General features: G+C 69.1%; 18 protein-coding genes. 13 read left to right on the top strand and 5 right to left on the bottom strand.

Features of this window, described 5'->3' with window-relative positions:
* Positions 1-64: 64 nt before the first annotated feature.
* A complete protein-coding gene (locus ACQ9ZG_RS02685) occupies positions 65-421 on the bottom strand; it encodes a hypothetical protein (RefSeq protein ID WP_258312116.1) in 357 nt (118 codons plus the stop codon).
* 48 nt (positions 422-469) lie between these two features.
* Between ACQ9ZG_RS02685 and ACQ9ZG_RS02680 the strand changes: the two genes are divergently transcribed.
* The 6 genes from ACQ9ZG_RS02680 to ACQ9ZG_RS02655 all read left to right on the top strand — a co-directional run bounded on the left by ACQ9ZG_RS02680 (position 470) and on the right by ACQ9ZG_RS02655 (position 7470).
* Complete coding sequence (locus tag ACQ9ZG_RS02680) at positions 470-724, top strand: SDR family NAD(P)-dependent oxidoreductase (RefSeq protein ID WP_258312115.1); 255 nt, start codon at positions 470-472, stop codon at positions 722-724.
* An 11-nt stretch (positions 725-735) separates the two neighbouring features.
* Positions 736-876 (top strand): hypothetical protein, encoded by a 141-nt coding sequence (locus tag ACQ9ZG_RS02675; protein ID WP_499279801.1) that lies wholly within the window; start codon positions 736-738, stop codon positions 874-876.
* Between the two features lie 35 nt (positions 877-911).
* Complete coding sequence (locus ACQ9ZG_RS02670; RefSeq protein WP_258312119.1) at positions 912-1373, top strand: SDR family oxidoreductase; 462 nt, start codon at positions 912-914, stop codon at positions 1371-1373.
* Positions 1374-1540: 167 nt separating this feature from the next.
* A complete protein-coding gene (locus tag ACQ9ZG_RS02665; RefSeq protein ID WP_181398196.1) occupies positions 1541-1897 on the top strand; it encodes an iron chaperone in 357 nt (118 codons plus the stop codon).
* A 1016-nt stretch (positions 1898-2913) separates the two neighbouring features.
* The gene (locus ACQ9ZG_RS02660) at positions 2914-5133 is read left to right on the top strand and encodes a pectate lyase-like domain-containing protein (protein WP_181398195.1); all 2220 of its coding nucleotides are present in this window, start codon (positions 2914-2916) and stop codon (positions 5131-5133) included.
* Between the two features lie 153 nt (positions 5134-5286).
* Positions 5287-7470, top strand: a complete 2184-nt coding sequence (locus ACQ9ZG_RS02655; protein ID WP_181398194.1) for a discoidin domain-containing protein — start codon at positions 5287-5289, stop codon at positions 7468-7470.
* A 436-nt stretch (positions 7471-7906) separates the two neighbouring features.
* Here the strand turns inward: ACQ9ZG_RS02655 and ACQ9ZG_RS02650 are convergent, their stop codons facing one another.
* The gene (locus ACQ9ZG_RS02650) at positions 7907-9832 is read right to left on the bottom strand and encodes a GmrSD restriction endonuclease domain-containing protein (RefSeq protein ID WP_109915075.1); all 1926 of its coding nucleotides are present in this window, start codon (positions 9830-9832) and stop codon (positions 7907-7909) included.
* A gap of 205 nt (positions 9833-10037) precedes the next feature.
* Here ACQ9ZG_RS02650 and ACQ9ZG_RS02645 point away from each other — a divergent pair, with 205 nt between their 5' ends.
* Positions 10038-10343: a hypothetical protein gene (locus ACQ9ZG_RS02645; RefSeq protein ID WP_109915074.1), complete on the top strand. Its 306-nt coding sequence runs from the start codon at positions 10038-10040 to the stop codon at positions 10341-10343.
* Between the two features lie 831 nt (positions 10344-11174).
* Here the strand turns inward: ACQ9ZG_RS02645 and ACQ9ZG_RS02640 are convergent.
* Complete coding sequence (locus ACQ9ZG_RS02640) at positions 11175-12149, bottom strand: hypothetical protein (protein WP_258312113.1); 975 nt, start codon at positions 12147-12149, stop codon at positions 11175-11177.
* A gap of 320 nt (positions 12150-12469) precedes the next feature.
* On the opposite strand from ACQ9ZG_RS02640, the gene ACQ9ZG_RS02635 reads away from it, so the two are divergent.
* Complete coding sequence (locus ACQ9ZG_RS02635) at positions 12470-12985, top strand: RICIN domain-containing protein (RefSeq protein ID WP_109915073.1); 516 nt, start codon at positions 12470-12472, stop codon at positions 12983-12985.
* Positions 12986-13347: 362 nt separating this feature from the next.
* Here the strand turns inward: ACQ9ZG_RS02635 and ACQ9ZG_RS02630 are convergent, their stop codons facing one another.
* Positions 13348-13605 (bottom strand): hypothetical protein, encoded by a 258-nt coding sequence (locus ACQ9ZG_RS02630; protein ID WP_499279797.1) that lies wholly within the window; start codon positions 13603-13605, stop codon positions 13348-13350.
* A gap of 258 nt (positions 13606-13863) precedes the next feature.
* Between ACQ9ZG_RS02630 and ACQ9ZG_RS02625 the strand changes: the two genes are divergently transcribed.
* The 5 genes from ACQ9ZG_RS02625 to ACQ9ZG_RS02605 all read left to right on the top strand — a co-directional run bounded on the left by ACQ9ZG_RS02625 (position 13864) and on the right by ACQ9ZG_RS02605 (position 23185).
* Complete coding sequence (locus tag ACQ9ZG_RS02625; RefSeq protein WP_109915071.1) at positions 13864-14868, top strand: hypothetical protein; 1005 nt, start codon at positions 13864-13866, stop codon at positions 14866-14868.
* Between the two features lie 23 nt (positions 14869-14891).
* Positions 14892-16916 carry a vWA-MoxR associated conflict system protein gene (locus ACQ9ZG_RS02620; protein ID WP_258312112.1) on the top strand — a complete coding sequence of 675 codons (2025 nt, stop codon included), beginning with the start codon at positions 14892-14894 and terminating at the stop codon, positions 16914-16916.
* Complete coding sequence (locus ACQ9ZG_RS02615; RefSeq protein ID WP_109915069.1) at positions 16913-17893, top strand: AAA family ATPase; 981 nt, start codon at positions 16913-16915, stop codon at positions 17891-17893. Before ACQ9ZG_RS02620 ends, ACQ9ZG_RS02615 begins: the two co-directional genes overlap by 4 nt.
* Positions 17886-22403: a TIR-like protein FxsC gene (locus ACQ9ZG_RS02610; protein WP_258312111.1), complete on the top strand. Its 4518-nt coding sequence runs from the start codon at positions 17886-17888 to the stop codon at positions 22401-22403. Before ACQ9ZG_RS02615 ends, ACQ9ZG_RS02610 begins: the two co-directional genes overlap by 8 nt.
* Before the next feature lie 377 nt (positions 22404-22780).
* Positions 22781-23185, top strand: coding sequence for an FKBP-type peptidyl-prolyl cis-trans isomerase (locus ACQ9ZG_RS02605; protein WP_109915068.1), 405 nt, complete (start codon positions 22781-22783; stop codon positions 23183-23185).
* 298 nt (positions 23186-23483) lie between these two features.
* On the opposite strand, the gene katG is transcribed toward ACQ9ZG_RS02605, so the two are convergent.
* Positions 23484-25739, bottom strand: a complete 2256-nt coding sequence (gene katG / locus ACQ9ZG_RS02600; RefSeq protein WP_109917014.1) for a catalase/peroxidase HPI — start codon at positions 25737-25739, stop codon at positions 23484-23486.
* Positions 25740-26007: the final 268 nt, after the last annotated feature.

The following is a 26007-nucleotide window of genomic DNA, read 5'->3' as shown; positions in this document are numbered from 1 at the left end:
GACTGCTCAGCGGTCCCCGGTTGGGCTTGCCCGGCGGTTGGGCCGGAGCCGCGCTCATCCACCGTTACCGTCCCGTGGCGGAGGCGTGCGCCTCGATCGCCGCGTCGGCGGCGGCCAGGTGGCGGGTGACCGGGCCGAAGGAGACCAGGCCGCTGCCCGCGCCCGCGTACTCGGCTGCGGCTCGGGCGAGTACGCACGACAGGGCTTCCTGGAGCAGGTCGTGCGGCGGCCGGGGGACGGTACCGAGGGCCTGCCAGGCTCCCTCGGAGTCACCGGAGGCTGCCAGCAGCAGCGGGTCGAGCCAGAGCTGATACGGGCCCGCGTCCAGGCCGTCGAAGTCGCCGGGGCGGGGCGAGGTGTCGCCCTGCATGACGGGAACCCGCGCCGCCAGGGCGGCGGCTCCCCGGGTGAGGCCGGGCATGCCGCAGTCGGCGGTTCACTCGACTCGCCAATGGGAAAGGGCCCCTTCATGAGACGCTTCGACCACCGCAGCGTGCTCGTCACCGGAGGCGCCGGCGGCGGGGGAGCCAGTCACGTCCGTGCCTACCGGGTCGAAGGCGCCAACGTCGTCATCGTCGGCATCGACGAGAGCAGGGGCCGCGCGATCGCCGCCGAAGTCGGCGCCCGCGCGCTGTACGTCCGCCTCGACGTCACCGACGAGAGCTCTTGGAGCGCCGCCGTCCAGGTCACCGAGGAGCACTTCGGCCCGCTGCCGTCCTCGTGAACAACGCCGACGTGCAGAATCCCGACGCCTCGATCGAGGCCATCGAACGCCGGGTCTGGGACCGCGTCCTCGGTGTCAACCTCACCGGGGCCCTCCTCGGTATCAAGGCGGCTGCCCCCTCGCTGCGCAGAACGGCGGCGGCGTCATCGTGAACATCGCCTCCACCTCCGGCGTGGGTGGCACCGCGATGTACGCCCCCTACGCGGCGAGCAAGTGGGCACTCCGGGGCCTCACCAAGACGGCCGCCCTGGAACGGGGCCGCGACCGCATCCGCGTCAACGCCATCCACCCCGGCGTGATCGCCACCCGTTCATCATCGAGCCCGCAGCCGGTGGCGACGCCCCCGTCTCCGACTTCTACTCGGCCGAGCTGTTCGCCATCCCCTGCCTGGGAGAGCCCGCGGACATCGCCCGGGCTCTGCTCTTCCTTACCTCCGACTAGGCTTCCTTCGCCACCGGCTCGGAGTTCGTCATCGACGGCGGACTCCTTCTCGGCCCCGCGCTCAAATCCGAAGGTGCCTGACCCGCCCGTACCACCCGGCCCTCGCGAACGGAGCGCCTCAGGACCCGGAGGTGCTCGCGGCAATCGGGGCCCCGGCGGCCGACATCCGCGACGGGATCATCGCTATCACCGCGACCTGCCGCCATGAACATGGATCCGGGGCGTCGGGCCGGGGCGAGCGGGGTGGTGGCGGCCGTCTGGTGAGTGTCTGCTGTCGATCAGCGGTGCTGGAGTGCCCGCGGGGAAGGAGAGCACCTGCAAGAACGGGCGGACGGGACACGGCTAGAGTTCTCCTCCCCAGAGGAAGGCATAGCCATGGCCGCGATCTCCGATCACGACTCCTACATCGCTGCCGCGCCGGAGGCTTTCCGCCCGGTTCTGCACCACCTCCGGGGCCTCCTGCGCGAGGCCCTCCCGGATGCGGAGGAGATGGTGGCGTACGGCATGCCGGGGTTCAGGCTCCGGGGCACGGTCGTCGCGAGCTACGCGGCGTTCAGCAAGCAGATCGGGCTGTACTTTCTCGCCCCTGCCATCTCGGATCATGCCGAAGCGATTGCCGAAGCGGGCCGCACGGCGAGCAAGACGGGCATCACCTTCCCGCCGCACAAGCCGGTCCCGGACCAACTCGTGACACGGCTCGCCAACGCGTCGGGCAAGCACGTTGACGACTGAGGCCGACCACCCGGGCAGACGTGGGGAAGGGGACCAGGGGGCGGTCCTCGCAGACCGAGGCTGATGACGCCGGTCGGCGTCGCCGTACGAATCGGCCCCGACGAGGACCGGCGCATGACCCGCCTGCTCGTGAAGCCGGCGCACATGACGCACTGGCGGCTGTGGGCGCCGACCGGTCGGCCACCCGCGACACCGGCACCCCGGCAGGCTGTCCCAGCAGTCCCGACGTGTGGCTGGATCCGCGTATGCGGGAACCCGGTTGCCGGGACGGCAAATACCTGGCCCCCCGAATCGCCGGACCTGCATGGCCTGTCCGGTCGTCAGGCCGGACACCAACGACAACGTGTGCCCGGCCTCCCACCCCGGTCGCCCGGCCGATGATCGAGTTCACGATGGCGTGGCCGGACAACGGCGACACGAGCCGGGTGCGACTCGCGGGCGGTCGCGGCTGCTTCCTCCCGCTGCGACCGCTTCGACGCGTGGGCGGGGCGCACTCTCAAGGCCCTGGTTGACCATCGCATCGTCGGCGGCCTGCAGTGCGACACCCGTGGCTTCGACCTCTGCCGGCCCGTACGGGGTGCCGCACGGAACACCGCCCACCGTCTGCGGTGAACCCGGCAGACGGCTCCGCCCCGCGGCCCGGCCGCTTCCCGCCTGCTTGGGGATGTCGCCGGGCTGTTCCACCAGCCCGTCCCGCGGTGCGACGGTCTCACCCCAACTCCCCGGCGTCGGTGGGGGAGTGGGTGCCGAGCATCGGTGGCAGCCCGAGCCGCTGGACCGCCGAGCCGGGCGAACCACATGTCCGCATATGAGGACGGTCGCCGTTCGGTCGGGTGACGGGGACTCCACGTGCACGTGGCGCCCGGCCGGGCGCCATCGCCATCCCGGCGCGAATGTAGCAGCTTAATAAAAGATGAAAGAGAAGTGCTGTCGGGATCCTTGACCGCTACTGGCAGGGCGGGCAAGGTTCCGGGAGAGCGCTCTCCCGTCGTAGTTCCCTTTCGAGGAGCCCCCGCATGCCCGCAGTCGGCATATCCCCAGCGGTCCCGGTGTCCCACGGCACCGGCCGCCGTACCCCCAGACCCAGACCGGTGACCCGCGGCATCGTTGCTGCGATGGCCACCGCTCTGGCCGCCACCCTTCTCGCCTTCGTCCCCGCCACGAAGGCCGAGGCCGCACCCGTACTGCTCTCGCAGGGCAAGCCGGTCACCGCCTCCAGCGAGGAGAACTACGGCACCCCGGCCACCGCGGCCGTCGACGGCAACGCCAACACCCTTTGGTCCAGCGCCGCTTCCGACCCGCAGTGGATCCGCGTCGACCTCGGTGCGACCACGCAGCTCAGCCAGGTGGTCCTGGACTGGGAGACGGCGTACGGCAAGGGGTACCGCATCGAGCTCTCGACCAACGGCTCCACCTGGTCGACCGCTTACCAGACCACCACCGGCGACGGCGGCACGGACACCCTGAACATCAGCGGTGAGGCCCGCTACGTCCGGGTGTACGGCACCGTCCGCGGCACCGGATACGGCTTCTCCCTCTGGGAGTTCAAGGTCTACGGCGAGTCCGGCGGCACCGGTGGCCCGCAGCTGCCCGGCGGCGGTGACCTGGGCCCGAACGTGCACGTCTTCGACCCCTCCACGCCCAACATCCAGGCCAAGCTGGACGAGGTGTTCGACCAGCAGGAGGCCTCGCACTTCGGCAACGGGCGCCACCAGTTCCTCTTCAAGCCCGGCACGTACAACAACCTCAACGCCGAGATCGGCTTCTACACCTCGATCTCCGGCCTCGGCCTCAAGCCCGACGACACCACCATCAACGGTGACGTGACCGTCGACGCCGGCTGGTTCAACGGCAACGCGACCCAGAACTTCTGGCGTTCGGCCGAGAACCTGGCCATCAACCCGGTCAGCGGCACCAACCGCTGGGCCGTCTCGCAGGCCGCCTCCTTCCGTCGCATGCACGTCAAGGGCGGCCTCAACCTCGCGCCGAACGGCTACGGTTGGGCCAGCGGCGGCTACATCGCCGACTCCAAGATCGACGGCCAGGTCGGCAACTACTCGCAGCAGCAGTGGTACACCCGCGAGAGCTCGATCGGCGGCTGGTCCAACTCCGTCTGGAACCAGACGTTCTCGGGCGTGGAGGGCGCACCCGCCACCTCGTTCCCCGAGCCCCGCTACACCACGCTCCAGACCACCCCGATCTCGCGCGAGAAGCCGTTCCTCCACCTCGACGGCGACACGTACAAGGTCTTCGTCCCCGCCAAGCGCACCAACGCGCGCGGTGTCTCCTGGAACGGAACCCCGCAGGGCACCTCGATCGGCTTGGACCAGTTCTACGTGGTCAAGCCCGGCGCCACCGCCGCCACGATCAACCAGGCGCTCGCCCAGGGCCTCAATCTGCTCTTCACGCCCGGTATCTACCACGTCGACCAGACCATCGACGTGAACCGCGCGAACACCGTCGTGCTCGGCCTCGGCCTCGCGACGATCATCCCGGACAACGGGGTGACCGCGATGAAGGTCGCCGACGTCGACGGAGTCAAGCTGGCCGGTTTCCTGATCGACGCCGGTACGGTCAACTCTCCGACCCTGCTGGAGCTCGGCCCGCAGAACTCCTCCGCCGACCACTCCGCCAACCCGACCTCCATCCAGGACGTCTACGTCCGCATCGGCGGCGCGGGCGCGGGCAAGGCCACCACCTCCATCGTCGTCAACAGCGACGACGTGATCATCGACCACACCTGGGTGTGGCGCGCCGACCACGGTGAAGGCGTCGGCTGGGAGACCAACCGCGCCGACTACGGGGTCCGGGTCCACGGCGACGACGTGCTGGCCACGGGCCTGTTCGTGGAGCACTTCAACAAGTACGACGTCGAGTGGTACGGCGAACGCGGCCGCACGATCTTCTATCAGAACGAGAAGGCGTACGACGCCCCTGACCAGGCCGCCATCCAGAACGGCGACACGAAGGGCTTCGCCGCCTACCGGGTCGACGACTCGGTCGACGTCCACGAGGGCTGGGGGATGGGAAGTTACTGCAACTACAACGTCGATCCCACGATCCGCCAGGACCACGGCTTCAAGGCCCCGGTGAAGCCGGGCGTGAAGTTCCACAGCCTGCTCGTGGTGTCACTCGGCGGAATGGGCCATTACAACCACGTCATCAACAGCACCGGAGCCTCCACGGTCCCGGCCGGCACCTCGACCGTGCCGTCCATGGTGGTCTCGTTCCCCTGATCCGTCCCCTGCGGTGAACCACTGCCCCGAGGACGACGACTCCCCGCTCGACCTGCCTGGCCCTCTCCCCGCGGACGGTCGCCGTCCTCCCCGACGGCGGCCGTCCGCGTCCTCTGTTCCTCCTCATCTCCCTCACCCCCTTCAGGAGCCGCAATGCCTGCCACGCCCCACCTCCGCAGACCCGCCCCGCCCTCCCTGCGCGGACCCGCGCTCACCCTGACCCTCGCCGCCCTGCTGGCCTCCTCCCTCACCGTCATTGCCGTGCCCACCGAGGCACGCGCCGCCGACCCCCTGATCTCCCAGGGCAAGCCCGCCACCGCCTCCTCGCAGGAGGGCGACGGCTTCTCCGCCGCCCAGGCCGTCGACGGCAACCTCACCGGCACCCGCTGGGCCAGCCAGTGGTCCGACCCGCAGTGGATCCGGATCGACCTCGGCAAGCGGTCCGACCTGAGCCGGGCGGTGCTGACCTGGGAGGGCGCCTACGGCAAGGCCTACGAGATCCAGGCCAGCGACAACGGCACCGACTGGACCACCCTGAGGAAGGTCACCGACGGCGACGGCGGCACCGACGACCTCGCCCTCACCGGATCCGGCCGCTACGTCCGGATGCTCGGCACCGCCCGCCCCGGCGGCTACGGCTACTCCCTCTGGGAGTTCCAGGTCTACGGAACCCAGGGAGACACCCCGCCCCCGGCCGGCGGCGCCGTCAAGGTCACCGGCCGCCAGGGCGCTTGGCAGCTCACTGTCGGCGGCCAGCCGTACACGGTCAAGGGCCTGACCTGGGGCCCGTCCATGGCGGACGCCCCGCGCTACATGCCCGACCTGAAGTCGATGGGCGTCAACACCGTCCGCACCTGGGGTACGGACGCGAGCACCAAACCGCTCCTCGACGCGGCCGCCGCGAACGGCCTGCGCGTCATGAACGGCTTCTGGCTCCAGCCCGGCGGCGGCCCCGGCAGCGGCGGCTGCGCCAACTACGTCACCGACACCGCGTACAAGACGACCATGCTCACCGAGATCGCCAAGTGGGTCGAGACCTACAAGAGCCACCCCGCGACCCTCATGTGGAACGTCGGCAACGAGTCCGTCCTCGGCCTCCAGAACTGCTACAGCGGAGCCGAGTTGGAGGCCCAGCGCAACGCGTACACGACCTTCGTCAACGACGCGGCCAAGAGGATCCACTCCATCGACGCCGACCACCCGGTGACCTCCACCGACGCATGGACAGGCGCCTGGCCGTACTACAAGCGCAACGCCCCCGACCTCGACCTGTACTCGATGAACGCCTACGGGGACATCTGCGGTGTCCGGCAGGACTGGGTGGAGGGCGGCTACACCAAGCCCTACATCATCACCGAGACCGGCCCCGAGGGTGAGTGGGAGGTGCCGGACGACGCCAACGGTGTGCCCGACGAGCCCACCGACGTACAGAAGCGCGACGGCTACACGAAGGCCTGGGACTGCACCACGGGCCACCAAGGCGTGGCTCTGGGCGCGACCCTCTTCCACTACGGCCTGGAGCACGACTTCGGCGGCGTGTGGTTCAACCTGATCCCCGACGGCCTGAAGCGGCTGTCGTACTACTCGGTGAAAAGGGCGTTCACGGGCTCCAACGCCGGCGACAACCTGCCGCCGGTCATCAGCGGCATGACAGTGACACCGGCCGGGTCCGCGCCGGCGGGCGGGGAGTTCACCGTACGGGCAGACATCCGCGACCCCGAGAACGACCCGGTGACGAACAGGATCTTCCTCAGCGGCAACTACGCCAACGGCGACAAGCGGCTCGTACCGGCGCAGTTCCGGTCCACGGGCAACGGCACGTTCGCGGTCACCGCGCCCGAGAAGCTCGGCGTGTGGAAGGTCTACATCCAGTCGGAGGACGGGAAGGGCAACGCGGGCATCGAGACGAAGTCGGTCAAGGTCGTCGCGCCGCCGATGACCGGCACCAACGTGGCCCTCGGCAAGCCCACCACCGCGTCCAGCTCGCAGGCCTCGTACGGTGATTGCCCCTGCCCGCCGGAGCGCGCCACGGACGGCCGGCTCGACACCCGCTGGGCCAGCGACTGGAGCGACCCGCAGTGGATAGCGGTCGACCTCGGCGCACGGACGCCCGTCCGGACACTGCAATTGGTATGGGACCCGGCCTACGCCAAGTCCTACCAGGTCCAGGTCTCGGACGACGGCGAGGCCTGGCGTACGGTCCACACGACGACGACCGGCAACGGTGACGTCGACACGGTCTCCCTGACCGAAACGGCCCGCCACGTACGACTGCAGCTGACGGCCCGCGGCACGGGCTGGGGCTACTCGCTGCACGAGTTCGGCGTCTACAGCTGATCGGCGCGCCTCCTCGGAGCAGGGCATCGAGGAGGCGGAGGTGGCTGATCGACGTGAGTGCAGGCAGGTGCAGGCCTGAGATGGGTGGTCATCACCTTCCGAGGTGATGACCACCGCCGGGCAGGCGTGCGTTGCCCGCCCTCCGGATGGGCTGGGGTTGCCCTGACGGAGTTCGGTCGAGTCGAGGGTTACCGACTTGGACGACTGCGGCGCATGCGCCGAGCGCTTACCGGCACGTCCGTTCGGCACCGTGCCGTACGCGCGGTGCCTCCCGGAGGCGGTCGGTTCCCAGGTGTCGAGCAGTTGACGAGCGCGGCCTGGTCGAGACGGCTGTCCGCATCGGCGACAGTCCCGTCGTAGCGGACTCCCTCGGTTCCGAGGATCTCTGCGCCGGTGGCCAGGCGGCAGACCAGGTGCACTGCCGCCGCTGCCCTCCTTACCGGATGCTCTGCAGGAGCGCCCCCGTGGTCGTGACGGTCCAGAACGACCACCCGTTGCGGTTCGGATTGACCTGCGGGTTGAGGGCCCGCACCATGGCCACTGCCGCCCCGCTGGGGGATTCGTACACACCGCGACCCGGACCGGAGGGGATCGTCACGGTGCGGGACGGCGGATCGTAGTAGGCGGTGATACGCCGGCCTTCGTAGACGGCGTGCAACTCGACGCCCTGCTCCGTGCGCAATGCCTGCACGTCTGCCTTGACCAGCGCGGGCGCGGAGGTGTCCTCCGCGATCACGGTCTCGTCGGCGGGCATCTCGTCGGCGTCCTGACGGATGGCCCTCCCGTCGTAGGCGGGCAGTCCAAGGAGCTTGTTGAGGACGTTGGCCAGCAGGCTCCTGCGCGCAGCCAGGAAGTCGGGGAACCGGTCCAGGGACCGCAGCTCCGGGTCGCCGGGGATCCACTGTTCCGCCAGGCGCTCCGGCGCGATGCCCGCCATGTACTCGGCGGGCAGCCTGGAGGAGATCATCTTGTTGGTCTGGCCGGTGACGAAGGCCAGGTTGGCGAGGCTGTTCCACTCCTCCTTCGCGTACGTCCCCTGGACCCGGGCGCGAGGGAACACGTGGTGGAACTCGATTCTGGAACTGCTGTTCATCGGCTGATCGTTGATGGCGATGTTGGTTGCCCAGTCCCGCGCCCCGTCCCTCAGCGCGGCAATGTAGAGCAGTTTGAAGAAGGCGTGCGTGGAGTACTTCTGCTCCAGGTCCCTCGGGTGCAGTGCGCTGTCCAGGGACCGGGGGCCGGAGGCCCTGCGGATGAGCTCGGCGAACAGGTCCTCCCCGGCACGGGACCTGATCAGCCGGGCCTCCGCGTCGAGCTTGCCCTCGACCTGCAGAGAGTAGTGGCTGAAGGCCATCGCCGTGTACACCCAACGACGCAGCAGCTGGGCCTCTCCCGGACGCAGCTTGCCGCTCCGGTGATGGAGCAGCAGGGCAGGAACGATCGTGACGTTCGGGGAGGAGAGGATCTCGGACCGGGGGATCGAGCACTCGCCTTTCAGGAAGTCGATGGCGAAGCGAAGGGCCCTCTCGGTGGCGTGCCATGCCTCCTTCAGCGCGGTCTCGTCCACTTCCGCGCCGATGAGCTTGATGTGATGGGCGCCGGTGCCCGCGAGGAGGCTCATGAGGCGCAGAACGGCTTCCCTGTTCAGGTCGAAGTCGCTGTCCCGCAGCTCCTGGTGAAAGGCGTCCATGGTGTCCAGGCCGGTGGACCAGCGGGCCGCGATGGCGCTGTACACGAGATCGCCCTTGGACAGCCGTCGGCCGCCCTTGTTCAGCCGGGCGAACAGCTCGGCGACCTCCTCGTAGTCGTCGGACTCGTAGGTGATGACGGCGATCTGGTGAGACCGGATGTTGTTCACCTTCTGCAGCCGCTGCATCCAGGTGCCGAAGTCCGGGTTGTCGGGGGACACCCCGGCCTTGTTGAGGACCGGATAGAACTGCACGTTCTCCTGCAGGAGCGACGACACAGGGATCAGGAGCGGATCCTTGCGCTGCACGGCGCTCGGGGTCACGAACTCCTCGGTACGCACGTCGAAGCGCAGGTCTATGTGCCGACCGTCGGCCTTCGACTGCGGTCGGTAGACCCAGGCGAGGGAGGTCAGCCGCTGCTGCCCGTCCAGCAGATAGAGGGGTTGGTCTGTCGCTCTGTCGGTCTGGACGACGGCCGCAGTCTTGAACGGGACGTTCAGGCCGGTCTTCCACAGCAGTAGGGCGCCGACCGGATAGCCCCGGTAGAGGGAATCGAAGAGATCACGTACGTCAGGCCGCATCCAGACGAAGTCGCGCTGGATGGAGGGAATGACGACCATGCCCCGCAGCAGGTTCTCCACCTGGGAGATGATCTTTTCGTTCGCCAGTCCCATGCCGCCCCCAGCTTTCGGGTGATCCGTCACATCCACGGTATCCGCCATCCGGGTACGGCCGGCCGGTTTCGGATCTTCGCGCTCCTCCGAGCACGGCCACCACTGCATGGTCCGATCGGCCGTCAGCCCCTCACCTGTGGCTCCGACCCGTCTGTAGTGTCAACGCGCGACTGAGGGTTTCCCGTTCGATCCGAAGGACTGAGCCGTGCGCGACCGACCTGAGATCGTCTGCATCTGCGGCTCTACCCGGTTCGTGGACGAGATGCGTGCGGCGAACCGTGATCTGACCTTTGCGGGTGTCATTGTCGTCGCGCCGGGCGACGCGGACGAGTTGATCACCTGCGAGCAGAAGATCGCGCTGGACGCCCTCCATCTGCGCAAGATCGACCTGGCTGACCGGGTTCTGGTCGTCAACCCGGGCGGGTACATCGGCGAGTCCACGAGCAGGGAGATCGCATACGCCCAGGCCACCGGCAAGACGATCTCGTACACCGATCCCTCCGGCCGGTAGACGCTGCGTGGTGCGCGCGGGCAACGAGTCCCGGTCGTCCTCGGAGCGGGCCGAGCGCGGTCTGTGGGGTTGGCGTGCGGCAGGCGATGCAGTCGAACGAGGCCCGCTCGCGTATGCGGTCCACCGTGTGGCGTTGCCGATGCTCGTGCTGGTGAGGCTGGTGAGGCCGGTGAGGTCAGATGCTGGCCGGTCGGAGGCCAGAGGAACACAGGCGCTGTCGTGCCTGGCGAGGCTTTTGTAGCCGTGACGTCGGAGCAGCGGGCCGAGGTATTCGGACCGAATGGGGCGGGGGATTCTGGCCGGGGAAGAGCCGGGGTGCTGTGCTGGCTGTCTGCAGGCCGTCAGCGCCGCGTTGCGCCGGGCCGTCGCCGAGCCGGACTGGGAGTTCGCGCACGCCCGGGACAACGTGAACGGTCAGGGGCCGTCAGCCGTCCTCCCGCCGCCGCACCTCTGCGGAACCGATCCGGATGGGGTCCGCTCCGGGAGGGCCTGCACGTGTTCCGGCCTCGGGGAAAGTCGGTACAGCTGGGTCTCCGCAGCCGAGGTGGGATGCCGGGCCCGTACCCTCCGCCACAGGCCTGTGGTGGCTGCGCCGCAGCGTGCGTCGGCTCCGGAGGACGGTGCGCGGCGGGGGTGTCCTACTCGGCTGGCAGACGGAGCATCGGTTCGAAGGCCGCGTCCTCCTCGCCCTCGACCGAAGGGAGGAAGCCGTCCGGGACGGTGCGGGCGGCCGTGGTGAGGAGGCGGGCCAGAACCTCGGACTCGGCGGCCGGAGGGAGGCGGAGGGCGGTGAGGAGGCGGTCGCGGACCTCGGCGTGGCCCGGGTTGTCCTCAAGGTAGTCGGCGTTGAGCGTGGGGGGACGGAAGCCGGCCAGGGCGTCGTGCCAGGAGGAGGACGATGGCCAGAGTCAGGGCCTCGGCGAGGGACTCCGCGATGAGGGAGGCCTGGCCCTCGGAGTCGGTGTAGAGGACGGGGCGGACGTCGTCGGAGCCGGCCGGGCCGCAGAGGTAGTGGGTGCCTCCCGCGTTGCAGCCGGCCACGGGCTCCACCGGGAGACCGGCCGGAAGGGCGATCGACTCGACGGGGTCGGTCCGCGTGAGGTCGAACTCGCCGTCACCAGCGAGGTACGCCTCGACTTCGGGGGCGTCGGCGATCCGGCGGAGCAGTGCCTCGTCGGAGAGGGCGGCCGGGTTGAGGCCGCGGGCGGTTTCAGGGGTCAGGGGGTGGCCTGCGAGGACGTGGCGGACGGTATCGAGGGAGACAGGCCGCCCGTAGTCCTCCTCGAAGTGCGCCTGGACGGCCTCGGGGGAGCGGTCGGTGAGGAGGCGGAAGAGGTGCCCGGAGCCGTCCGGGTCCGGGCTGCCCGGAGGGAACTCGATGTCCGAACCGGTGCGCCAGGTGCTGCCGCCGGTCTCCCACCACAGGCAGGCGGTCACCCGCGGGGCGCCGAGGCCCTCGTCGACGAAGGCCGGGTCGTCCAGGAGCGGGCGCAGCGCCGCGGGGACCTCGTCGATGACACCGGGCCAGACCTGTTCGTCGTCCGTGCCGTACGGGCTCATCTCCGACTCGTGGTCGAAACCGCGGACGAGCACACCGGCCGGGGCGAAGAGGACGGAGAAGTCGTCACCCGAGCCGTTGTCCATCAGAGCCGCTTCCGTCCCGGGCCCCCAGGTGGTGGAGAAGGAGTAGCGGGAGAACCGCGGGTCACGGCAGATCGCCTGGTCCAGCACGGTCAGCGCACGCAGGTACGCGCGGAGCTCGGCGGGGTTTGGGAGGAGGGCGGCGGTCGTGTGCACGGTGTCCATGGGCTCATGTAAGCAGCCGGCACTGACATCCGTGGCGGCGGATCGGAGGGGGGATGTGACCACTCCGGCGTCGAGCAGACCGCGGGTGTCGCGGCAGAGCGGACCGCGGCCTGCGCGAGCGCCGACTGGACGCCTGAGGAGTGTCAGGCTGCCTGGACGTGTGAGCAGCCCCCGACCGTGGCCCGTGAGCGAGGCGCCGCACGGGAGGGCACGCCAGCTGCTGTCGGCCTCGCTGGGAGCCAAAGAACAGCATCTTTAGGGTTAATTGCCAACCAACGGCTGGAACCCCCCAGAGAGGTTGGCTATCAAGTACGAGTCGGATGCATGAGCAGAAGGGAGCCCTGGTGCGCTTCAGGGATAGTGGGGCGGTAGTCGGTGCGGCCCTGGTGGGCCTGGCGATGGTCGGCGCGCCGGCGAGCCAGGCCCGGGAGCAGGCGGCCGAGGACCTTGTCTGGCTGGAGAACGTCGAGACGGGCCGATGCCTCGATGACAGTCATGGTGGGGGACTGCGTGCGCTGGAGTGCAATCAGCTCAGCTTCCAGAAGTGGCGCAATCTGTCCTCCGACCACGGCATCGTGCTGCAGAACAAGGCGACGGGCCGGTGCTTGGACGACAGCGCTGCGTTCAAGTTGCGTACCTACGAGTGCAACGGCGGCACGACCTTCCAGTCCTGGAGGCCCCGAATCTGGGACCAGGGCAACGAGTATCTGAACGCGGCGACGGGCCTGTGTCTGGACGACAGCTTGGGCGGGGGGCTTCGTACCCTCCACTGCGGTGGCGGTAACACGCACCAACAGTGGCGGAGCTTTTCCGAAGCCTCAGGAGCTGCCGTATAGACGCCGGCCACCACCGTAGGTATCCGGCTGGGCAGCGGGCGCGAAGCCGCATGACTCGATCAGCCATGCCCGGCACCCGTGTGCGACCAAGGCGGCCGCGTTCTCCCGCCACCGGGCACAAGATGCGGCCCGGCTGAGATGCCCGACCGGCCCGAAACGGCGGGTCATCGAGGTGACGGCACGGCTCTGCGCCTGCAGGCCCCAGCGGAGGCGACGAGCTTCACGGCGGCCGGCACGCGCCTGCAGACGCGTGCCGGCCGTCTTCTGGTGGTCCGTCAGCATAGAGAGGCAGTCGATGAGTTGATCGCGGTAGAGGCCGGGGTCCGATGCCGCGGGTCGCCGGTCGGCCTCCACCGCGCGCTTCAGTGCTTCGACGGCCTCCAGGCGGCGGTCCGCCCGCCCATGTGCCAGAGAGCGATCTCCACGTAGGCATCGCTCAGCAGGTACTGGTGCGCGCCACCGCAAAGGGCCATCCGGCGGTGCGGATCGGCGATCTCGAGCAGCAGGGGCGACTCCGCCGCGTCCTGGCGCCCAGGGACGGCATGGAGACGAGGCAGGAGATGATCAGCGTACCCGCGTACGTCGTGACGGACGATGTACCTGAACACCGCCAGTTCCACGGCGTCCACGGCGTTTGCCGGCCCGCGGCGGCCAGCCGGTACAGGGCGGTGGCCAGCCCTCCAGGGCCCCGGGTGTCGGCCAGGATCCACCCGGTGCTCCCCACGTGTGCGGGATGGTCCCTCGGCGCGTCCACCGGACGGCTCCGAACGCAGCCCGACGGTTCAACGAGGCGTCGGCCGCGGCAGGTTGATTGATGCGGAAATCGATAGGTCGGGTCTTCGAGGCGTGCCGGCTACGTAGAATGTCCTCCCTGAGTAGTGCGGCTGATCATTGGGGGCGGGACATTGGCCGGAAAACCGCAGTTGCTCTTCGTGCATGGCATCGGCTCAGTACGGACCACGGACGGGGAATTGCGAGAGTGGTCCACCTCGCTCGCCAACGGGGCCCGAGCGGCGGGTCACGCGGATCTGGTGTCGGCGCTCACCCGGTCGTGGGCTGCGGACACCCGCTTCGCCAACTACAGCGAGCTCTTCTGCAAGAAGGACGCCCAAGGCGTTGCCGACGGAGTGGCCACGGAGGACCTGCCCCTGCTGCTGGGTCTCCTGGAGGAAATGACCCGGGAGCTCGAACATCAGGCCGGGTCGGTCAACGATCGACGGTCCGTGGAGATCACTGCGAAGGCCCGAGCCGAGATCCAGGCGGCCATCGATCCGGACGTGCTACAGGCTCAGGGACCGTTAGAAGTGGTTCGGCGGGCAGTCAACGGGGTGACGACCCTTCTGCAGCTTCCTGGCTTGCGGCGGGCGTCGCAGTGGACCAGCGGAGTCCAGTTACTTCCGGTCCTCTCCCAGGTCGGCCGGTACTTGTCCCGGAAGGAGCCGGACGATGCGGGGCTCAGTCTCGACGCGCGAATCCGTGAGCGCGTCCTGTCCGGTCTCGATCCGTCGCGGCCGCTCATCGTGATCTCGCACTCCCTCGGAACGGTCGTCGCCTACGAGGCACTGCACGTGTACTCGGGCCCCGTACCGCTCTGGATCACTCTGGGGTCACCTCTGGCCATGGGAGCTCTGGTGCTTCAGCGACTGGCACCTCAACCGCCGCACACGCCGGCCGGGGTGGAGCGCTGGCTCAATTTCTGGGACCGCGACGACATCGTGGTGGCACGCCCGCGCCTGGAACGCTGGATGAACCCGAACGCCTCGGGTGTGGTGCCGGTGACCGAACGCACAGACACGAGAGGGATCTGGACCCACACGGCGACGAAGTACCTCGCGCACAAAGAGGTCGCGGGGCCTGTCGCCGAGACTCTCAAGAGCCTCTGACAGGCGCCGCAGTGGTCCGTCACGTGATCGTGGTCGCCTCCCAGTGCTCCGCGATGCCCCGCCTCGAAAAGCTGGAGTCAGCCGCCAGAGGCCTCCACTCCGTCCTGACCGATCCGGATCTGGGCGGGGCCGAGCCGACCGAGGACTCGCTGCTGCTGGACCCGCAGTCGCCGGAGGACGTGAGGCGGGCCGTCCACGCGGCAGCCACCCGCGCACAGCAGGACGGCGGAGTGCTGATCGTGGCGTTGCTCGGCCACGGATTCACCGCCCCCGCGCTGCGCTTCATGGTCCGCGGTTCTCTGTTGGCCTCCTCGGCTTCCGCCCTGGATGTTCCAGGGCTCCTAGGGGAGGTGGCCAACGAGGCCGAGGGAGTGATCGCGCTCGTCGACACCTGTCACGCCGGGGCGGCTCCTCCTCCCCCTGACACCGTGGCCAACGGGGTCAGGGCCGGGCAGGTCCGGCTCGCCGTCGTCATGGCTGCGGCAAGCACTCAGGATGCCTACGGCATGAACCTCTCCCTCGCTCTGACCGCCGTGATCCGGCGCGGGCTGGAGAACCATGGCCCGCATCTGCTGGTGGACGATGCATTGATGAGTGGCGTCCGTGCGGAGGTGTTGAAGCAAGGCAGCGGCCAGTCCATCGGCCGCTCCGTCTTCGATCAGTACGACTTCGCCGAAAGCCCGCTCTGGCTGGCCCGCAACGCGCGCGCCTCGTACGGCACCGGCTCCGAGATCGGACCCGTAGCGGTCCAGTTGCTCGACGAGTCCACCGAGGGTTGGCCGAACAGACCGACCCGCTGGACTCACGCCTCCCTGACCGCCTTCCTCTCCTCCGGCGGTCCCGATCAGTCTCCGGCCCAAAAGATCCGGGTCGAGGAGATCCAGGCCGGGTTGCAGGAGTGCAGGAAGACCGTCCAAGTCCTGAAGGAGCACCTCCCGGAGGCCATGTGCACGCCTGTGCTGCGCAAGGCCACCAGGCGGGCGGGCTTCCCCGCATTTCTCGTGAGCGATCCGCAACCGCGTGACCTGGTCGAGTACGCGGTCCTCGAAGGCAGTCCCTATCTAGGGTCCGGATGCTCCTCGCTCGGGCGGCTGGTCGCCGCGCTCCTGGTCGAGGCAGACACCACGGCCCCGGCAGAATTGGACGACTGGATCGGCGACCACAGGGATCTCGTGTCGTTCAAGGACGCGTACAAGGAGTTCCAGCAGGCTGACCGGTCCGCCCGGACCCGTCTCGTGCTGGGCATACCCTCCATGGTGGGGAGACCCCGCAGCGGCGGCGAAGGCGCGCCGGAATGGCCAAGGCGGCTGCACGCATGGGTGCTCCAAGGGGGCGAGACCCTCGGCTCCAACGACTTCGAGGCCCCCACCCGCGACGAAGCCGGGCTGACTGCTGTCATCAAAGAGGCGATCAGGTGGGCCCGCAGCCGCCTGCCCGCAGGCGAGAGACTTCAGCACATAGACATCGCGGCCTGCGGGCGGGCTTTGGCACAGTGGCACCCGGAAGAAGCCCGGACCGGGCTGCAGAGACTCGGCATCGCGCATCGAGTCACGCTGCGGTGGAACAGCTCGATCGTGCGGGACGAGTACGCGGAGTGGGACGCCTTCGAGCTGAACGACCTCGCGGAGGAAGTGCTTGACGCGCTCGAGGCAGGCAACGCCGAACTCTCCTGGCTCGGGCCGGCAGACATGGCAGATCTGGATATTCTCGCGGACAGGCTGGCTTCCGAACCAGGCCGCCCGTGGGCCCTGGAGGAACGCCCCGCAGGATGCGACACGACGCTGAGCGCCCTTGCCGCCTACACCCCGATCCTGATCTGGCCCGAGGGCGCCACCGCTGCTCCCGGCCAGTTCCGGGCCACCGTGGACGGAATGTGGAACAAGATCCAGAACGAGCAGGAATGGCAAGCCAGCCGTGTGATCAAGCCTGCCGATGGCAGGCCGGACGGCCTGCGGCAGGTGCGAAGGGTGTGGCACGACCGCCAATGGCTCGCGTTCTGCCGATTGTTCGAGACTCCCCTGAGCAGCCCAGAAGAGGAGACCGCATGACCTGGAGTCCTTACTACCGGGGCGACGGCGTCGCGCGCAGGCCGGAGCTTCCACCGCCTCCCCCCTGGCGCATGCCGGGGCAGGACGCACCCGAAGCTGTGCCCTACCGGCCCGACCCCGGCCTCATCGACGCCATCAACGCAGCGCTCCTGTTGCACCGCCCGCTTCTTCTCACCGGGCCAGCAGGTTCCGGAAAGTCCACGCTGATCAAGCACGTGGCCCACGAGGTAGGTCTCGGGCGCGAGCTTCACTGGCACATCACTTCGCGCAGCACCCTGACCGAGGCGCTGTACCGCTACGACGCTCTCGGCCGTATCCACGCGCAGAACCTGCGCAGCGCAGCCGGCCCGGCACGCTCTCGGCTGGTGAGGCGAGGCCAGCAACAACGCGGTGACGACATCGCGCCCTTCCTGCGGCTCGGTCCCCTGGGCACCGCTTTCGCCGCCGTCGAGCGGCCGCGTGCCCTGCTGATCGATGAGATCGACAAGAGCGACCTTGACCTGCCGAGCGACCTCCTGGACATCCTGGAGCGTGGGCAGTTCGAGATTCCGGAACTGTCCCGCCACCACCGGAAGCGCGTGCCGGTGCGGTTGCACGACGACATCGCGACCGTGGACGTCGTGGGCGGTGTCGTCCCGTGCACCCTTTTCCCTCTGATCGTCATGACCAGCAACGGTGAACGCGACTTTCCGCCGCCCTTCCGTCGACGGTGCATCCGATACTCGATGCCCGTGTTGACGGAGGAGAGTCTCACCGGGATCGTCACCGCCCACCTGACCACCCCCGGCGAAGAGGAAGCAGAGCTGACGACAGGCATTCAGGAGCTGATCACGGGATTCGCCGGACGGCTGGCCAACGGCGAGCACTTGGCCGTCGACCAGCTCCTCAATGCTGTCCACCTCATCAAGCAGCCCATTCACGAACAGCAGAAGAAGGAGCTGACCGAGCTCCTGCTCCAGGGCCTGGGCCGTGACTGAACTGCCGGAGCTGCTCGGTCGGCTCGGCGCGCTCGCCGGCCAGCTCGGAATGACGGCGGAGGAGCTGGCAGACGCCGTACTGCTTGCTGCGGCTGGCTACGAGGGAGATGCCGCAGCATCCGGATCGCCGGTGGACGACACCTGCACCGAGAGCGCGCTTCCGGGTGCCCAGCAAGAAGGCGTTCCGCAGACAGCGGTCCATTCACGCGAACAGTCGGCAGGAGGCGGGCACAAGGTCTCCGCCTACGGCTCGGCCGATGGAGACACCCAGCCGGGCGTGCGCCTGACACTGGGACAGGCCGCAGCACTTCCCCAAGCCCTTGCCATCGGGCGGGCGCTGCGCCCGCTTCGGCGGCGCTGGCAGCACGGGCACCGGACGGAATTGCACATCGACGCGACTGTCGAGGATTACGCACGCACCGGTCTGCTCGTGCCACACCTCGTGCCGATGCCGGAAAGGTGGCTGGACGTCACCGTCGTGCTGGACCGCAGCAGCAGCATGAGCGTCTGGGACCCGGCACTGGACGGACTGAACAGAATTCTGCGTTCCCTCGGAGCGCTCCGCACGCTGAATACCTGGCATCTCACCTGGAGCGGCGCTGACCCGGTTCTGCGCGACCAGCGTGGCGCGCTCGTCCCCCTCGGCCAAGCAGGATGCCGCGAAGGCCAGCCAGGACGACGGCTCATGCTCGTCCTCAGCGACTGCGCTGCACCGGGATGGCGCGGCGGGGCGCTCTGGAAACACCTCCACGTCTGGAGCCGGACGACGAGTCTCGCCCTCTTCAACCCCCTCCCGCCCCGTCTCTGGCACCGGACAGCACTCGACCTGCCGCTCACCATCACCACCGCGCCGGAGCCAGTGGCTCCCAGCGGAAGCTGGGGCTACCAACCGAAGCAACCACGCCGCTGGCGCCGGGAAAGCAGCATCCACTCCTGGAACGCCGTCCCCGTCATCGGTACAGAACCGGAAGACCTCCGACGGTGGGCTCAGGCGCTGATGCGCAGCGATCCGGAGGGTTGCACTGCCGTCCTGATCCCCGACACCGGCCGTCCACCGCAACGAGCCCCTCGCCGTCCCTCTGCCGCACGCGCTGTCACTCCTGCTCCCAAGCCGGCAGCGAGGGCCGAGGCATTTCTTCAGACCGCCCGGACGCCGGCCACCCAGCTCGCCATCCACGCCGCAGCGCTCGACACCTTCACGCTCCCGATCCTTCATGCGCTACGGGAACAGGCGGTACCCGAGGCTCGCTTGGACGACCTTGCCGAACTCCTCACCGCCGACCTCTGCACCGTTCGGCGATACCCGGAAGCAGACGACCTGTACACCTTCCGCCCCGAGGCCTTGGCTCACCTCCGGCAGAAGCTGACACGACAGACCGCGTGGCGTACCCACCAGGCCCTCACCCGGCATATCGCGAGCCGCCCATGGACTCCGGACGGACTCGCCGCCGTCCTGCACACTGCCACGGGTGCCCGTCTGCCGACGGCCTTGGTCCCCTTCGCCGACGCGGCCGACTCGGTGCTCCGGCAGCTCGGTGTCACTGTCCCGACTACCCTTGCCACTGGGCCTGACGCGGTCCCTGGACCTGGTTCGTCGCCCTGCCCGTCGGCGCATCCTGTGCCGCCGGAACCGGAGTCGGGCCTCGTTGACCCCCTGCAGGAACGCCTCAGTCAGGCGTTGCAGTCGGCCCCGCAGGACTGGCTCGCCAAAATCGGACTCCTGGAGTCACTCACGACCGAATACGTCCAGCTCCTCGGAGACAGCCATCCGGCCACCCTCACCGTGTGCGCCCACCTCGCCGCTTCCTATTACGAAGCGGGTCGCCTCGACGAGGCCATCGCGATCGAGCTCCGGGTGCTTGCCGACCGGGAGGAGGTCCTGGGTGAGCGTCATCCCGATACGCTCTTCGCGCGTGCCAGCCTCGCTACCTCCTACCACCAAGCGGGTCGCACGGCCGACGCCACTGTTCTCCGCGAGCGGGTGCTTGCCGAGAGCGAGGAGGTCCTGGGTGAGCGTCATCCCGATACGCTCTTCGCGCGTGCCGACCTCGCTGCGTCCTTCTATGAAGCGGGTCGCACGGCCGACGCCACTGTTCTCCGTGAGCGGGTGCTTGCCGACCGGGAGGAGGTCCTGGGTGAGCGTCATCCCGATACGCTCACTGCGCGTGCCAGCCTCGCTGCCTCCTACCACGAGGCGGGTCGCACGGCCGACGCCACTGTTCTCCGCGAGCGGGTGCTTGCCGAGAGCGAGGAGGTCCTGGGTGAGCGTCATCCCGATACGCTCACTGCGCGTGCCAACCTCGCTGCCTCCTACCACGAGGCGGGTCGCACGGCCGACGCCACTGTTCTCCGCGAGCGGGTGCTTGCCGAGAGCGAGGAGGTCCTGGGTGAGCGTCATCCCGATACGCTCACTGCGCGTGCCAACCTCGCTGCCTCTTTCTACGAAGCGGGTCGCCTCGACGAGGCCATCGCGATCGCGACACAAGTGCTTGCCGACCGGGAGGAGGTCCTGGGTGAGCATCATCCCGATACGCTCACTGCGCGTGCCAACCTCGCTGCCTCTTTCTACGAAGCGGGTCGCCTCGACGAGGCCATCGCGATCGAGCTCCGGGTGCTGGCCGACCGGGAGGAGATCCTGGGCGAGCGTCATCCTGCCACTCTCCTCGCGCGTGCCAACCTCGCTGCCTCTTTCTACGAAGCGGGTCGCCTCGACGAGGCCATCGCGATCGAGCTCCGGGTGCTGGCCGACCGGGAGGAGGTCCTGGGTGAGCATCATCCCGATACGCTCGCCGCGCGTGCCGACCTCGCCGCCTCCTACCATCGAGTCGGTCGCGCGGTGGAGGCGACAGCGATGCGTGAGCGGGTGCTGGCCGACCGGGAGGAGATCCTGGGCGAGCGTCATCCTGCCACTCTCCTCGCGCGTGCCAACCTCGCTCACTCGTATGGCGAAGCAGGGCGGACGGACGAGGCCATCGCGATCCAGCTCCGGGTGCTGGCCGACCGGGAGGAGGTCCTGGGTGAGCATCATCCCGATACGCTCGCCGCGCGTGCCGACCTCGCCGCCTCCTACCATCAAGCGGGTCGCACGGCGGAGGCCGCAGCGATCCGTGAGCACGTTCTGGCAGACCGGGAGGAAATCCACGCAGTTCGCGATGCCGATACCGTCCTACCCATGGGCGCGATCTCGGCCGGTGCCCAGCCCACTGCGAGCACCAGCGAGAATCCGGCTGAACCAGCGGCCGATCATGGCGCTGAGGGCGCGAGCGATTCAGAGGTCTTCATTTCTGCTGCCCCGGATCAGCGCAGAAGCAGGACCCGCGGCAGGGTGCCCCCGTATTTCTTCCTGAGTTACGCGCGCACGCCGGCATATGGCGGCGAAACGGCCCCGGACATGTGGGTCGAACGACTTTTCCAGGATCTGTGTGGCCACGTGATGGCCATGACGAATCTGCCCGCCGGTTCCGTCGCCGGGTTCATGGACCGGGAGATACTGCCCGGCGACAACTGGTCGAATCGGCTGAGCGAGATGCTGGCCGAATGCAGGGTCTTCGTCCCGCTGTTCTCCCCGCGCTACTTCTCCAGCGAGATGTGCGGCAAGGAATGGCATGCCTTCGAACAGCGAGCCATTGATCACGGAGCACGGTCTGGTCGGCCTGCGGAGGCCATCGTTCCGGCGCTCTGGGTGCCGGTGCCGCCAAGCAAGCTTCCGCCCGCAGCACAGCGCTTGCAGTCCAATCATCGATACTTCGGAGAACGGTACGTCAGCGACGGGCTCTACGGGCTGATCAAGCTCCGGCGCTATGCCCAGGAGTACGAACGTGCGGTGTACGAGCTGGCGAAGCGCATCGTCACGGTCGCTGAGAGTGTGCGGCTGGGCCCCGGTAGATCGCACGACCTCCACCTCGTTCGCAGTGCCTTCGAACCGTCGAACAGTGTGCCGGATGACTGCAAGTCGATCCAGATCACCGTCGTGGCGCCCACACGTCGCCAACTGCCCGAGGGGCGCACCCTGGAGTACTACGGTGGCAGTGCGCAGGACTGGAATCCCTACTACCCCGCCTCTACGCGTTCTCTGGCCCATGTCACCGAAGATCTGGTGCGGTCTCTCAACTACCAGGCCGTCATCACGTCGTTCGACGTGGAGTCGGGGCGTCCAGGGGGAAGAAAGCAACCAGATACCCCGGAGATTCTGCTGATCGATCCGTGGGCCCTTCAGAACGAGGAGCGTCGCCACAAGCTCGCCGCCTCCGACGCGATCAACCAGCCCTGGACGACGGTGATCGTGCCCGGGAACCGAGACGATCGCCAGAGCCAGGCAGCCAAGGCGGAACTCACCGAACAGCTCGAACAGACAATGGCTGTCACGATGAGCCGGGGGAGATCCTCTGCCTATGCGGTGCCCAGGGGTGTACCTACCCTCGAGGCGTTCGGGCAAATTCTTCCTCAGGCGGTCGAGGCCGCTGTCCGTGAGTACCGACGACACACGATGGCTCAGCCGCCGGTGGATTGACAGAGCACATCCGCCGGTGACGGATGGTGGCACGGCATGATGAACACTCATGTCCGGTCACGCCCATGCGCTTCCCTGTTCGGCCCGGACGGAGTGTGGTGCGTGGGCGGACGGTCCGACACAAGATCTCATGTACAGGGACCGGGCACGAAGCCGCGTGACGCTGATCAGGCAGTCGGGCACCAGCGGCTGCTCGTGCACTCTTCGGTAGGCAAGGACGCGGCGACCGGGCGGGCGAACGGCGTACTCCGGTCAGGGGGATACCGAACGGAACGGTGAACGGCATCTCCCGCGTACCGTGATCGCCTGCCGCATGGAAGGTCCATGTGCCCGGTCGGCCCGTGAGCGGGAAGCCGGTGGTGAGCGATGGGGCCGTGATGAGCCAACTGACGAAGCCCGTGGTCGAGGTTCCGGAAGGGGACGCGCCCGACGAGCTGACGGTCCGGGACCTGGTGGTCGGGGACGGGCCCGAGGCGCGGCCGGGACGGGTCGTCCAGGTGCACTACGTGGGGGTGACGTTCGCGTCCGGGAGGGAGTTCGACTCCTCCTGGGAGCGGGACCAGCCGTTCAAGTTCGCCGTGGGCGGTGGCAGGGCCGTCAAGGGCTGGGACCGGGGCGTGCGGGGCATGAGGGCCGGCGGGCGGCGCGAGATCATCGTTCCCCCGCGTCTCGGCTACGGCAAGCAGTCGCCCTCTCCGCTGATCCCGGCGGGCTCGACGCTGATCTTCGTCGTGGACCTGCTCACGGTGGTGGGGGGACCGCCGGAGCGGGGCTCGGCCTGAAGGGCCCGGCGTCGACGCGGCGGTGGGTGGGGTGGGGGGCGAAGCCGTACGCCGAGGGCCGGCGGGCACTGTCACACCGCGAGCGCGGCGGGCGCGAGGGTCGGTACGGCCGGGCGTCCGGCGGGCGCGAGGGCGATGGCCGGTGATCGGGGCGGCCCGTGAGAGGGGCGGCCCGCTGGAGGCGTTCCCTGCGGGTCCGGCGTGGTCGCGCGCGGAAGCGGCGGAGACCGGGCCGACCCCCGACGTGCCGTGGGGCCGGTGCGCGCACACGCACCGGCCCCACGGACGCGGGATCAGGTCAGACCAGGTCGAAGCGGTCCAGGTCCATGACCTTCGCCCAGGCGGCGACGAAGTCCGTCACGAACTTCTGCCGGGCGTCGTCGCTCGCGTAGACCTCGGCGAGGGCGCGGAGCTCGGAGTTGGAGCCGAAGACCAGGTCGGCGCGGGTGCCGGTCCACTTGACCTGGCCGCTCGCGTCACGGGCCTCGAACTCGTCCTGCGCCGAGGACGTCGACTTCCAGGTGATGCCCAGGTCGAGCAGGTTCACGAAGAAGTCGTTCGTCAGCGTGCCCGGGCGGTCGGTGAGGACGCCGTGGGTCGAGCCGCCGGAGTTGGCGCCCAGCACGCGCAGACCGCCGACCAGGACCGTGGCCTCCGGCGCGCTGAGCGTCAGGAGGTTGGCACGGTCCAGGAGGAGGTACTCGGCGGGGAGGCGGGTGCCCTTGCCGACGTAGTTGCGGAAGCCGTCGTACGCGGGCTCCAGGGCGGCGAAGGACTCGATGTCCGTCTGCTCCTGCGTGGCGTCGACCCGGCCCGGGGTGAACGGCACCTCGACCTCGACCCCGGCGTCCTTGGCCGCCTGCTCGACGGCCGCGTTGCCCGCGAGGACGATCAGGTCGGCCAGCGAGACCTTCTTGCCGCCCTTGGCGTCGAAGGACTGCTGGATGCCTTCCAGGGCGCGCAGGACCTGGGCCAGCTCGTCCGGGTCGTTCGCCTCCCAGCCGCGCTGCGGCTCCAGGCGGACCCGGGCGCCGTTGGCGCCACCGCGCTTGTCGCTGCCGCGGAAGGACGCGGCCGAGGCCCAGGCGGCCGAGACCAGCTGAGCAACCGTCAGGTCCGTGGCGAGCACCTGCTCCTTGAGCGCCGCGATCTCCGCGGCGTCCAGCGGCTCCTCGGTGCGCGCGGGCAGCGGGTCCTGCCACAGCAGCACCTCGGAGGGCACCTCCGGACCCAGGTAGCGCTGGATCGGGCCCATGTCACGGTGCGTCAGCTTGTACCAGGCGCGCGCGAAGGCGTCCGCGAACTCCTCCGGGTTCTCGTGGAAGCGGCGCGAGATCTGCTCGTACGCCGGGTCGAAGCGCAGCGACAGGTCGGTGGTGAGCATCTGCGGCTTGTGCTTCTTCGACGCGTCGTGCGCGTCCGGGATGGTCGCCTCCGCGTCCTTGGCGACCCACTGGTGCGCCCCGGCCGGGGACTTGGTCAGCTCGTACTCGTAGGCGAAGAGGTTGTGGAAGAACTCGTTGCCCCACTTGGTCGGGGTGCTGGTCCAGGTCACCTCCAGACCGCTGGTGATGGCGTCCCCGCCCTTGCCCGACTTGTACGAGCTGCGCCAGCCGAGGCCCTGCTCCTCCAGTGGGGCGCCCTCGGGGTCCGCGCCGACGCTCTCGGCCGGGCCCGCGCCGTGTGTCTTGCCGAAGGTGTGGCCACCGGCGATGAGGGCGACGGTCTCCTCGTCGTTCATCGCCATCCGGCGGAAGGTCTCGCGGATGTCGCGGGCGGCGGCGATCGGGTCCGGGTTGCCGTTGGGGCCCTCGGGGTTGACGTAGATCAGGCCCATCTGGACCGCGCCGAGCGGGTTCTCCAGCTCACGGTCGCCCGTGTAGCGCTCGTCGTCGAGCCAGGTGGTCTCCGGGCCCCAGTAGACGTCCTCCTCCGACTCCCAGACGTCCTCGCGGCCACCGGCGAAGCCGAAGGTCTCGAAGCCCATGTTCTCCAGGGCCACGTTGCCGGTGAGGATCAGCAGGTCGGCCCAGGAGAGCGACTGGCCGTACTTCTTCTTGACCGGCCAGAGCAGACGGCGCGCCTTGTCCAGGTTGCCGTTGTCCGGCCAGCTGTTGAGCGGGGCGAAGCGCTGCTGACCGGCGCCCGCGCCACCGCGGCCGTCGCTGATGCGGTACGTGCCAGCGCTGTGCCAGGCCATCCGGACCATCAGCGGCCCGTAGTTGCCGAAGTCGGCGGGCCACCAGTCCTGCGAGGTGGTGAGCACCTCGGCGATGTCCCGTTTCACGGCGGGCAGGTCGAGCGCCCGGAACGCGGCGGCGTAGTCGAACTCCTCGCCGAGCGGGTTCGCCACGGCGGGGTTCTTGGCGAGGATCTTCAGGTTGAGGCGGTCCGGCCACCACTGGCGGTTCCCGCCGCCCTGCGTGGGGTGCGGCGCGCGGCCGTGGGCCACCGGGCAGCCGCTCGCCTGCGCCTCGGGCACCTCGGGGACGGCCGTCTCGGGCGAATCCGGGGTGACGGGGTCGAAGACGTGAGACTCGTGGTTCTCGGTCATGGGAAATCCTTCCGGACCCGGCGGGTCGTGGGGCGCTGAACGGGGGAGGAGGATTCGGGCCGTGCAGGAGGGGCACGCTGGGGTGGGAAGGCTCGCCGTGAGCCGGACCGAGGTCTCGCGGACCGCCGCACCGGGTGGTCCCGGACGGTGGCGGCGAGGAGGGTGCTCGGCCGACGGGCGGCGCCGCGCGGTGTTCCGGCGGTGTTCCGTCGCATGTCTCTGTTGCCGTGCCGGAGTCTTCCTGTCTCTTGGATGTCGCCGGGATCGA

Source organism: Streptomyces araujoniae (assembly GCF_050871195.1).
GTDB lineage: Bacteria > Actinomycetota > Actinomycetes > Streptomycetales > Streptomycetaceae > Streptomyces > Streptomyces bacillaris.
Note: the sequence above shows the minus strand (reverse complement) of the source record. Positions and strands in the feature narration are given on the sequence as shown.

What these genes read in the sequence shown, in the direction of transcription:
- ACQ9ZG_RS02685 (WP_258312116.1), bottom strand. Translation starts at nt 421, where the DNA reads ATGCCCGGCCTCACCCGGGGAGCCGCCGCCCTGGCGGCGCGGGTTCCC.
- ACQ9ZG_RS02680 (WP_258312115.1), top strand. Translation starts at nt 470, where the DNA reads ATGAGACGCTTCGACCACCGCAGCGTGCTCGTCACCGGAGGCGCCGGC.
- ACQ9ZG_RS02670 (WP_258312119.1), top strand. Translation starts at nt 912, where the DNA reads ATGTACGCCCCCTACGCGGCGAGCAAGTGGGCACTCCGGGGCCTCACC.
- ACQ9ZG_RS02665 (WP_181398196.1), top strand. Translation starts at nt 1,541, where the DNA reads ATGGCCGCGATCTCCGATCACGACTCCTACATCGCTGCCGCGCCGGAG.
- ACQ9ZG_RS02660 (WP_181398195.1), top strand. Translation starts at nt 2,914, where the DNA reads ATGCCCGCAGTCGGCATATCCCCAGCGGTCCCGGTGTCCCACGGCACC.
- ACQ9ZG_RS02655 (WP_181398194.1), top strand. Translation starts at nt 5,287, where the DNA reads ATGCCTGCCACGCCCCACCTCCGCAGACCCGCCCCGCCCTCCCTGCGC.
- ACQ9ZG_RS02650 (WP_109915075.1), bottom strand. Translation starts at nt 9,832, where the DNA reads ATGGGACTGGCGAACGAAAAGATCATCTCCCAGGTGGAGAACCTGCTG.
- ACQ9ZG_RS02640 (WP_258312113.1), bottom strand. Translation starts at nt 12,149, where the DNA reads ATGGACACCGTGCACACGACCGCCGCCCTCCTCCCAAACCCCGCCGAG.
- ACQ9ZG_RS02635 (WP_109915073.1), top strand. Translation starts at nt 12,470, where the DNA reads ATGCATGAGCAGAAGGGAGCCCTGGTGCGCTTCAGGGATAGTGGGGCG.
- ACQ9ZG_RS02615 (WP_109915069.1), top strand. Translation starts at nt 16,913, where the DNA reads ATGACCTGGAGTCCTTACTACCGGGGCGACGGCGTCGCGCGCAGGCCG.
- ACQ9ZG_RS02605 (WP_109915068.1), top strand. Translation starts at nt 22,781, where the DNA reads ATGAGCCAACTGACGAAGCCCGTGGTCGAGGTTCCGGAAGGGGACGCG.
- katG (WP_109917014.1), bottom strand. Translation starts at nt 25,739, where the DNA reads ATGACCGAGAACCACGAGTCTCACGTCTTCGACCCCGTCACCCCGGAT.